Below are 9,708 nucleotides of genomic sequence, written 5' to 3'. Positions count from 1 at the left end.
CGACAAGGCTTCCGACCATGCCGACCTTTTTAAGGGCTCTTACTAACACATAACAAAACCACTTCTAGTGGTTCAAGCGTAGCGTCCCAAACCGCCACCTCTGGTGGAGGTCATGACTTTTGAGAAGAGCTTTTGAGCGCCTCAGCAGGATTAGGTAATCCGCGCGTAAAAAAGTTAGAGCGGTGACGCGTTCAGCCTTCACTAAAACCGCTCTAAGGCTGCGCGTGTGGACCACCGGCGCCGAGTGGTGGGTCGGAGCAGGCAGGTTCGTGCGCAGATGCGATGGAGCACGTCCGAGAGTTCATTCTACCGAATGGAAACCGACCTGCTTCAGCTCGGATCAATGTGCATTCAATGATGCGCACATACCGAACATTGGCAAAGGATACGGTGTCTGACCAATCACCACCAATATCGCTCAGCGGCGAGGTTCAAACCGTCCCTTGATCGGCGCGAAAGTATAACGGTGCAGGCCGGGTACGGGACCGTCGCTTTCGATGGCAGCGCGGTGTCTGGCCGTTCCATAGCCCGCATGCACTTCCATGCCATAAACCGTGTGAACTCTGCCTGCGCGCTCCATCATGCGATCTCGGGTCACCTTGGCGACGATGGAGGCCGCTGCAATCGATACGGAGCGCTGATCGCCTTTCACAAGGGCGGAGCCAGGGCAGGGAAGGCCGGGCGGTACATCGCGGCCATCAACGAGTGCATGGCAAGGCTGCAGGACGAGACCGTGCACAGCGCGACGCATGGCTTCGAGTGCTGCCTTGCGAATATCTGTCGCGTCGATGCTACGTGCGCTGAGGCTCGCAACGGAAACGCTTACAGCCTTTGCCAGAATAGTCTCATAGAGCGCATTGCGCTTGGCCGCATTAAGACGCTTGGAATCGTCTAGCCCCTCCGGAAGGTCGGCCGCATCGAGCAGGACCGCCGCTGCCACGACTGGCCCAGCCAAGGGCCCGCGTCCCGCTTCATCAATGCCGACTATATGGCGAAGCCCACGCCCAATAAGCTTCGCTTCTTCAGAGAAGTCAGGCGCCAGCGGAATATCGAAGAGAGGGGGAGAATCAGAAGCCGAGCGTTTCATAAGGTGGCGATATTCGCATTGCCTCCGATTCTCCGCAAGGTCCTGCCAAGAGGAATGGTGGCGGGAGCAGGACCCTATCCGCCTGAGCGGAACAGGCGGAAGCCGATCTGGACGTCGGTTGCGTCTCGATCCAACAGGGTCTGATCGGTGCTCTAAGTCCTTTTTACAGAGAGCATAATTTTACCGATCTCCGTGTTTTACTCTGGTTCAATTGCGCTTTAGCCCGCATGTCGCGTGGTTTCAAAACAGCGACAGTTGCTTGCCACCTTTCTGGACGGGTTCGAACAGATCGGTGCGCAGGTGTTTGCGCTGCGTATTGAAACCGAGCTTGCGGGCGGCGATCTCGAACCGGCGGCCGATCTGCCAGGCATAAGGGCCGGTGCCGCGCATCCGCTTGCTCCATTCCGCATCGTAATCCTTGCCGTCACGCATGGAGCGCACCAGCGACATCACATGCCGGTAGCGGTCAGGATAATTGCGCAGCAGCCAGTCCTTGAACAAGGGCGCTACTTCCAGCGGCAGGCGCAGCAGTACATAGCCAGCCTCGCGCGCGCCTTGCGCATAAGCCGCATCGAGAATGCGTTCGATCTCGTGGTCGTTGATACCCGGAATAACCGGACCCATCATCACAGAAGCCGGAATGCCTGCATCGGTCAGATTGCGGATAGCCTGAAGGCGCAGGCTTGGCGTCGAAGCGCGCGGCTCCATCGTGCGCGCCAGATGCGCGTCCAGCGTCGTCACTGAAAGCGCGACTTTGGCGAGGCCCTTTTCAGCCATGCGGCTCAATATGTCGATATCGCGAACCACAAGGGCTGACTTGGTCACGATGCCGACTGGGTGATTGGCCGCTTCCAGCACTTCGAGAATTTCGCGCATGATGCGCCATTTCTTCTCAATCGGTTGGTAGGGATCAGTGTTCGTGCCAATGGCGATGGTTTTCGGCTGATAGCCAGCCTTGGCCAGTTCGCGCTCAAGAAGGCGCGGTGCATCCGGCTTGGCGAACAGGCGAGATTCAAAATCGAGACCGGCAGACAGGCCCATATAGCTGTGGGTCGGGCGGGCAAAACAATAGATGCAGCCATGCTCGCAACCGCGATAGGGATTGATCGAGCGGTCGAAGCTGATGTCGGGTGAATCGTTGCGGGTAATGATCGTGCGCGGCTTTTCCACCTGAACATCAGTGTTGAAAGCAGGCAATTCCTCCAGCGTTGTCCAGCCGTCGTCGAAATCCTGACGCGTGGTCGGCTCGAAGCGGCCTGTCGGATTGATGCCCGCACCACGCCCGCGCCGCCGGCTGTGATCGATGCGCATTCCCGTTTCGCCGACCAGCGCATTGGCGTGCTCCGCACGGCCATTGCCAAATGCGGCTATATCGGCCTGCTTGATGATATCTGCGTGCTGGATTGCTGCCATCTTCATCTCCCTGCGGAGCTTCAAAGCATATCCACCCAAGCGTCTGACGGCTTGCATGCGGCGGTGCTTCTGGTAATTGTCCGACTCTGTCTGATGAATCTATTCCTATCCGAAGAATAAGAACAAAGCAAGAACATACTGCGTTCCGCTTTCCGTTCACGCCATGTTGATATATGAAGCGCGCATGTTGTCCGTGATCATTGAAACACTGAATTCCGAAAAGCCTCTGGCTTACACATTGTCGGCGCTCGTGCCTGCCGTGGTGGAGGGGCTGGTGCGGCGTGTTCTGGTGATCGATGAAGGATCTTCGGACGAAACCGCGCTGGTTGCGATTGGCGCGGGATGCTCGTTCAGCGATGGCACCGATATGGAAGCGGCGCTCAGCGAAATCCGTACGCCATGGGTTCTGGTTCTCGCTCCGGGCGCCATACCGCAGGAAGGCTGGGAAGAAGTTGCCCGTCGCCATATCGAAGGCGAAGGCGGCCCAGCACGGTTTACGCCTGCCGGAGAGGGCGGGTTGAGTGGACTGAGGACGGCATTGTTCGGCGGTGGGGCGAAGCTTGATGCAGGGCTTCTGGTTCGGCTGGAGACGATCAAGCCGCTGCTTCTCGACGGCATGGCTTTTGCGCAGTTGCCGCGCCAGTTGAAGCTGGCGCGCCTCAGGCATGGCATCTATCCGCCGGAACGGGATTGAAGCCTGAAATGAAAAAGGCGAAGCCGAAGCTTCGCCTTTTCGTAAGATAGCAGCTTTCGCCGATATTCTGATTAGTTCTGGTAGCTCGAAGGCGAAGCATCGCCAAAGCGATGTGCAGAGCCGTCCTGATACGTCGAACCCGTGTTGATTGTGGCGGTTGCGGTGCGATCAACGGTCTGCGAAGCAACCGGCGTGCGGTCGTTTGCATAGAGATCAGCAGGCTCGCCCACATGCGGGTTTTCAGCGAAAGCAGCACCGGCGCTAAGAGCAACGGCAACGGCAGCAAGAGCAAACTTCTTCATTTTCAAATTCCTTTAAAGATCGCCCTTCGGATGGCGCCCGAACTAATCGGGAGCAGGTGAGGGCACCCGGGTGGCTAAGGCACCATCCTTCGGGGAGATAACTGTTGGGAGCCGGGTTTGTGATTGAAGCCCGGCGCGGGCGTCAGCAGCGTTTCTGCGCGACGCCCGTTATGCGATCAGGCTGGATTAGTTCTGGTAGCTCGAAGGCGAAGCATCGCCGAAACGGTTTGCAGAACCGTCCTGATAAGTCGAACCCGTGTTGATCGTGGCGGTTGCGGTGCGATCAACGGTCTGCGAAGCAACCGGCGTGCGGTCGTTTGCATAGAGATCAGCAGGCTCGCCCACATGTGGGTTTTCAGCAAAAGCAGCGCCAGCAGAAAGAGCAAGGGCAGCAGCAGCAAGAACGAGCTTGTTCATTTTGGTATTCCTTTTGAATTGCCGCGCGAACGACACCCAGTCGATGGGGCCTGTTCGGGGCGTCCCTGGTGGCCAGGTTGCCATCCATAGGGGGAGGGGGAAATTGACAGAAGGCCGGGATTGCTTGGGAGGGTTCCGGCCATATGGGCGTCAGCGGCATTACTGCGCGACGCCCGTTATGCGGTCAGGCTAACTTAGTTCTCAAAGCTCGAAGGCGAAGCATCGCCAAAGCGGTTTGCAGAACCATCCTGAGAAACCATGCCCTTATGGGCAGTGCTGATCGCAGCGGTTGCGGTGCGGTCAACGGTCTGTGCAGCAACCGGGGTGCGGTCGTTTGCATAGAGGTTTTCAGGTTCGCCAACATATGGGTTTTCAGCGAAAGCAGCGCCGGCACTTAGAGCGAGGGCAGCAGCAGCAAGAACAATCTTTTTCATTTTCCTATCTCCTTGGAAACTGGAGCGGCGTTTCTTTTCGTCGTTCCGATGCGTTTGAAATGGGTGACAGTGAGGAAAAGTTCCAGTCACGAAAATGTTTTATTAATCACACATTCGTGCTCGTTAATATTTGGAAGCAATCGGAGATAGGAAAAATAAAGAATTAAAATCAGTATGTTGATTGATATACCAGCATTCACATGTCCGTTATACGACGTTTTTTGTTCATAAATCGCGAACAGAGTGTACGTGTTTATTGTCCAATCAGAGTGAACAGTAGCTAGCTTCTGAATAGGGTGTTATCGACTATTGAGGGGGAATGGATTTCTGCAAGCGGTTCGCATGAGTCCCGCTGCCCAGAATCACAGTGAATCACAACAGACGTGATAAGGTTGTCAGGTTCTACGAAGCGGTTGTGCTGGTCGCGATGACAAACCAGTCCGGCTTTTCGGCGCGCATGCGGGCAGCGGCTGTCTGCAAGGCGGCATCGTCGGCGAAGATCGCAAAGCAGGTCGCGCCGGAGCCAGACATCTGTGCATAAAGCGCATCGCTGGCACGGAGCAAAGCAAGCTTGTCGCCGATCTGCGGGGCGAGACCAAGTGCTGGTGACAGAAGATCGTTGCGGGTGGTGCCAAGATAATGGCAGAGCGCGGCAAGTTCGCTTTGGTCGGGTGGCAACAAGGCGGGATTGTCCCGCTTGTCGAGCGCGCGGAACACGTCGGGCGTGGCAAGGGCCGTACCGTCATTGACGAGCAGCAGCGGCAGGGCAGGAAGGCCGCTGACGGGGGCGAGGTCTTCACCGATGCCGCGCGCGGTCAGCGGCGTGCCATGCGCCGCACCATGCAGGCACATGGGCAAATCAGCGCCAAGCGCCAGACCGAGTGCTGCCAGCGTGTCGAAGTCGCAATTCAGCCCCCACAGCGTATCGAGGGCAAGCAAGGTCGCCGCCGCATCGCTGGAGCCGCCGCCAATACCCGACGCAATGGGCAGGTTTTTTTCAAGGTGAATGGCAACGGGCGGCAGATTGCCTCCGGCATGCACTCGCAATGCATCGCGCGCCTTGAGCACCAGATTGCCGCCATCCAGCGGGACAGAAGCTGCGAAAGGTCCACTGACCGTGAACTGGTCTTCCGGGGCGTCAGCAACCGTAATCGTGTCGCCAAAGCCTGCAAAGGCCACCAGCATGTCGAGCAGGTGATAGCCGTCATCGCGCCGCCCGGTGACGTGCAGTGCGAGATTGATTTTCGCCGGGGCAAGACGGGTAACAGACCGGCTGGCAACAGGCCGGGCGCGCAACAAAGTGTCGGTCATCGAGGTTAAGCGGATCAGTCTTTCTTGACGTAATATTCGCCGGTCTTCGGGTCCTGTACCAGCGTGCCGTTTGCACGGTTCTGCGCTTCCTTTTCAGCCTGTCTGACGCGCTGCGAAACACGTGCGGCCTCGCGCTTGAACGAGCGGTAGCCATACCACGCGGCGATGATGATCAGCAGCAGAAAAATGAGCTGTGGCATGGCCAAGTCCCTTCGGCTCGCGCATTGGCCCGCGAGGTTTGCCCCGGCATATGCGCATGATGTGTTTGGGAGGGCGTGCCCTGATTGCGCCCTGTCATTTCTGACATCTTATCACGGGAAAGCCTGATAATTCAAAGGCCATAGCGGCCCCAAAGCGCTTTTTCTTCGGCAACAGAAAGTAAGCCGTCTCCAAGATGGGCGGCAATTTCCGCCGGTTCGATGCCGAATAGCGCAGATGAAAGCGCCATGCCGACGCCTGGAACCTTGCGGCCAAGCAGGCCGCGCTGCGGCTGGATCAGCTTCAGTTCTATCTTGTCGCCATAGGTCTTGCGCAGGAAACTGCGCATGTCGCCCAGACCGTCGATGAGGCCGAGCTGCAATGCCTTGGTGCCGGTCCAGAACAGGCCGGTGAAAAGATCGGATTCTTCGGCAAGCTTGCCGCCGCGCCGCTCTTTGACCATGTCGATGAAGGTTTCATGGATTTCGAGTTGCAGCGATTTCAGCCGCTCGATGTCGGCCTTCTTTTCCGGCTGGAACGGATCAAGCGTGACCTTGTTGCTGCCAGCCGTATAGACGCGCCGCTCAACGCCGATTTTCTTCAGCAATTCCGGAAAGCCGAACGAAGCCGACACCACGCCAATGGAGCCGACGATCGACGATGGATCGGCGATGATTTCGTCGCCTGCAAGCGCAATCATATAGCCGCCGGATGCAGCCACATCCTCAACGAAGATGAAAACCTTCTTCTGGTGCTCGGATGCGAGGTCGCGGATACGGCGATAGATGAGACGCGACTGCACCGGCGAGCCGCCGGGTGAGTTGAGCGAAATCGCCACCGCAGGCGCATGTTTGTTGCTGAAAGCCTTTTCCAGAACGGCGGCGGTCGATGCCAGCGACAGGGATGGGCGCAGCGCGGACCCGCCGGTCATGATGGCGCCATGCAGGCGCACAACGGGAATTTCGATTGCGGCATTGCGAAAGCGGCGCGGAACAAGGCGCGTCAATAAACCGGGCAAGGTAAACTCCGAACTGGATCAACTATTGGAAGCTAGAGCGCGTTTCGATCTGATTGGATCAGATCGGCGCTCTAGTTCTTTGTTTTAACGCGCATCTTTCCGAAAACCGTTTCACACTTTTCGGGATGCGCCCTAATGTAGGAAGCAATCTGGGAAACACAAAGAAAACTGTCCAAAAATTTACATCTTCGGACAGTTTGAAATTGAGTTTGATCAGCTTTTCGCGGGTCTGGCCACAATCCGCAACAGCCCGTAGCCGAATATGGCGGAGAGGGCGGAACCGGCCAGAACGCCGATTTTCGTTTCGGTCTGCATGAGATCGGACGGGAAGGACAAAAGCCCGATGAAAATGCTCATGGTGAAACCGATGCCGCACAGAATGGCGACGCCGTAAAGCTGTGCCCAGCTCGCGCCCATCGGCTTTTGTGCAAGGCCGCTCTTGATGGCGAGCCATGCCGCGCCGAACACGCCAAGCTGCTTGCCGACAAAAAGACCGAGCAAAATGCCGAGCGTCAGCGTGTCGCCGAACACGGAACCATCAAGGCCGCTAAAGGAAATGCCCGCATTGGCGAAGCCGAAAATCGGCACGACGATGAAGGCAACCGGCTTTGCCAGCGCATGTTCGAGAATATGCAGGGGCGAACTCATGTCGTCCGGCTTGCCGGGCGCGGCCTTCAGCGGGATCATCAGCGCGGTCACGACACCGGCCACAGTGGCATGAACGCCGGAATTGAGCACGAAGAACCAGAGAATCGCGCCGCCGATCAGATAGGGCAGAAGCTTCATCACGCCCATGCGGTTCATCGCGAACAAGGCAATGGCGGTTACAATAGCCCCGCCCAGATAGGGCATGGAGATTTCCGCCGTGTAGAAGATGGCGATGATGACGACGGCGGCAAGATCATCGAGAATGGCAAGCGTCGCCAGAAACACCTTGAGGCTTGACGGCACGCGCGAGCCGAGCAGCGACAGGACGCCGAGCGCAAAGGCAATATCGGTTGCGGAAGGCACCGCCCAGCCGCGCAGCTTGTCAGGATCGTTGAAATTGAGCGCCGCGAATATGAGCGCAGGCAGGATCACGCCGCCTGCCGCAGCAATGCCCGGCAGCATCCGGTTTGGCCAGCTTGCAAGCTGACCGTCGATGAATTCGCGTTTGATTTCCAGCCCGACGAGCAGGAAAAACACCGCCATCAGACCATCATTGATCCAGTGCTCAATGCTCAGCGGGCCGATATAAACACGAAGAGCGTCGAAATAGGTTTGAGAGAGAGGTGAATTGGCTACGATGAGCGCAAGCGCTGCCGCTGCCATCAGCACAAGGCCTCCGGCAACCTCGCTATCCAGAAAGCGTCGCATGATTGATACGGGGCGAGCGGAATTTGGACTGTGGTTCATCGGTCTCCTTAAAGAAACGTTCAGGTGATTTGTGGCGCATCCACTTCGTAGAGCACAAGGTTACGGTCCGCGATGCCGAGGGTCGGCCATGTCGAACGCCAGGCGGCAATGTGCCCGGAGGCAAAATGTTTGTCCAGCGAAGCCCGATCCAACCACAACTCTTTTACATGAATAAGGCCCGGCTCGAGAATGTCGGCGGCATAGGAATATTCGATACAGCCCGGCTCGGCTCGGCTTGCCTCGATCATGCGCTGCATGGCAGGGCGCGCTTCACTCAAATTCGCAGCAGGCAGCCGAACGGTTCCGACGATAAGCAGCACGGGTTATTCTCCGGTGATCAAAAAAGCGCGGTCTGGCCATTATTGATGGCATCGGCGCGGGGCGTAAAACCGTTTCCGCTGTCGCCATGCAGGATAAGCGGCGGCATGAAAGACAGGCCGGCGCGGCTGCCACGGGTTCCTGTGACGACGATACGGATTGCCGCCGCATCGCCGCGCGGATGCACCGGCACGATGTGCAAACCACCAAAACGTCTGGCAAGCGATTCCAGAATTGGCGCGATGGAGCCGGGCCGCGCGATGATGGCAATGCCGCCGCCCGGCCTGACGATGGCCGCCGCCGTGCGCACCCATTGCTCGAACATGCCGTCCGGCATCACATGCGCTTCCGCCTTGAGTGGATCGGGTGTGCGCCGGTCTGCCGCTTCGTTGAAGGGCGGGTTCATGATGACGAAATCGAAGCTGTTATCGGCAAGGCCTGCCGCGATGCGGGCTTTTCCGGCCAGCGCCACGTCGGCTTCCACAATCGATACGCGGTCGGTGAGCGCCTTGTTGAGCGGATGAGCGATGGTTTTTCTGGCAAAGCCGACCATCAGGCCGGAACGCTCGACAAGGGTGATCCGGCTTGCCGGGCACCGGGCCGCAACCGCAAGACCGGCGGCACCCGCACCACTGCCGAGATCGGCAAGCCGCCCGGCAAAACCACCGGGCACAGCGCTTGCAAGGATCATCGCATCGACGCCGGAGCGATGACCTTTCATTGCCGGTTGCACGAGATGAAACGCGCCGCGATGAAAGACATCGAGCGTTTCTTCAATCTCGTTTTCGGCAGTCAGGCTCATTTATCGCGCAGTTCGTGTTCAATCTCGGCATCGATCAGGATTTGCCGTGCTTCGTCCAGCTGATCTTCGCTGACCAGAAGGCGGCGCGGCAGAACGCCCAGCGATCCCTCGATAATGCTCATATTGGTGTCGGCGATGAAATAAGCTATTCCCGCCTCCTTCATCAAGGCTTCGGCGAAAGACAGCAGGACGGAATCGTTAGTGCGGATAAGTTCGATCATTTGCCCACTGTGTAGCCAATGCACCGCATTGACAACTGCTTCCGTCAATGTTGAACAGGCTGTGAAGGCACGGAATGCGTCTTGAGCATTCCGCCGCG

13 protein-coding genes are annotated in these 9,708 nt (G+C 57.9%); 1 reads left to right on the top strand and 12 read right to left on the bottom strand.

Annotated elements, in window-relative coordinates; translation table 11 throughout:
* Positions 1 to 418: 418 nt before the first annotated feature.
* The gene (locus tag FGI60_RS19790; RefSeq protein WP_138786629.1) at positions 419 to 1,087 is read right to left on the bottom strand and encodes a ribonuclease HII; all 669 of its coding nucleotides are present in this window, start codon (positions 1,085 to 1,087) and stop codon (positions 419 to 421) included.
* Between the two features lie 240 nt (positions 1,088 to 1,327).
* Positions 1,328 to 2,500, bottom strand: a complete 1,173-nt coding sequence (locus FGI60_RS19785) for a PA0069 family radical SAM protein (RefSeq protein ID WP_138786628.1) — start codon at positions 2,498 to 2,500, stop codon at positions 1,328 to 1,330.
* 184 nt (positions 2,501 to 2,684) lie between these two features.
* Between FGI60_RS19785 and FGI60_RS19780 the strand changes: the two genes are divergently transcribed.
* Positions 2,685 to 3,194, top strand: coding sequence for a glycosyl transferase (locus FGI60_RS19780; RefSeq protein ID WP_138786627.1), 510 nt, complete (start codon positions 2,685 to 2,687; stop codon positions 3,192 to 3,194).
* Between the two features lie 71 nt (positions 3,195 to 3,265).
* Here FGI60_RS19780 and FGI60_RS19775 read toward each other — a convergent pair whose 3' ends face one another.
* The 10 genes from FGI60_RS19775 to FGI60_RS19730 form a co-directional block, all read right to left on the bottom strand.
* Positions 3,266 to 3,496 (bottom strand): hypothetical protein, encoded by a 231-nt coding sequence (locus FGI60_RS19775; protein ID WP_138786626.1) that lies wholly within the window; start codon positions 3,494 to 3,496, stop codon positions 3,266 to 3,268.
* A 186-nt stretch (positions 3,497 to 3,682) separates the two neighbouring features.
* Positions 3,683 to 3,913, bottom strand: a complete 231-nt coding sequence (locus tag FGI60_RS19770; RefSeq protein WP_138786625.1) for a hypothetical protein — start codon at positions 3,911 to 3,913, stop codon at positions 3,683 to 3,685.
* Between the two features lie 194 nt (positions 3,914 to 4,107).
* Positions 4,108 to 4,347, bottom strand: a complete 240-nt coding sequence (locus FGI60_RS19765) for a hypothetical protein (protein ID WP_138786624.1) — start codon at positions 4,345 to 4,347, stop codon at positions 4,108 to 4,110.
* Positions 4,348 to 4,749: 402 nt separating this feature from the next.
* Positions 4,750 to 5,643 (bottom strand): 4-(cytidine 5'-diphospho)-2-C-methyl-D-erythritol kinase, encoded by an 894-nt coding sequence (locus FGI60_RS19760; protein ID WP_374843677.1) that lies wholly within the window; start codon positions 5,641 to 5,643, stop codon positions 4,750 to 4,752.
* 29 nt (positions 5,644 to 5,672) lie between these two features.
* Entirely contained in the window at positions 5,673 to 5,858 is a 186-nt protein-coding gene (locus FGI60_RS19755) for a hypothetical protein (protein WP_138786622.1), read from the bottom strand.
* 131 nt (positions 5,859 to 5,989) lie between these two features.
* Complete coding sequence (locus FGI60_RS19750) at positions 5,990 to 6,874, bottom strand: S49 family peptidase (protein ID WP_138786621.1); 885 nt, start codon at positions 6,872 to 6,874, stop codon at positions 5,990 to 5,992.
* A 213-nt stretch (positions 6,875 to 7,087) separates the two neighbouring features.
* Complete coding sequence (gene nhaA, locus FGI60_RS19745; protein ID WP_138786620.1) at positions 7,088 to 8,269, bottom strand: Na+/H+ antiporter NhaA; 1,182 nt, start codon at positions 8,267 to 8,269, stop codon at positions 7,088 to 7,090.
* Between the two features lie 20 nt (positions 8,270 to 8,289).
* Positions 8,290 to 8,589, bottom strand: a complete 300-nt coding sequence (locus FGI60_RS19740) for a putative quinol monooxygenase (protein ID WP_138786619.1) — start codon at positions 8,587 to 8,589, stop codon at positions 8,290 to 8,292.
* A gap of 17 nt (positions 8,590 to 8,606) precedes the next feature.
* Positions 8,607 to 9,389 carry a tRNA1(Val) (adenine(37)-N6)-methyltransferase gene (locus FGI60_RS19735; RefSeq protein ID WP_138786618.1) on the bottom strand — a complete coding sequence of 261 codons (783 nt, stop codon included), beginning with the start codon at positions 9,387 to 9,389 and terminating at the stop codon, positions 8,607 to 8,609.
* Positions 9,386 to 9,610, bottom strand: a complete 225-nt coding sequence (locus FGI60_RS19730; protein WP_078338010.1) for a putative signal transducing protein — start codon at positions 9,608 to 9,610, stop codon at positions 9,386 to 9,388. Before FGI60_RS19730 ends, FGI60_RS19735 begins: the two co-directional genes overlap by 4 nt.
* Positions 9,611 to 9,708: the final 98 nt, after the last annotated feature.

The organism is Brucella haematophila (assembly GCF_005938105.1).
GTDB lineage: Bacteria > Pseudomonadota > Alphaproteobacteria > Rhizobiales > Rhizobiaceae > Brucella > Brucella haematophila.
This window is presented reverse-complemented; position numbering and strand designations above follow the sequence as displayed.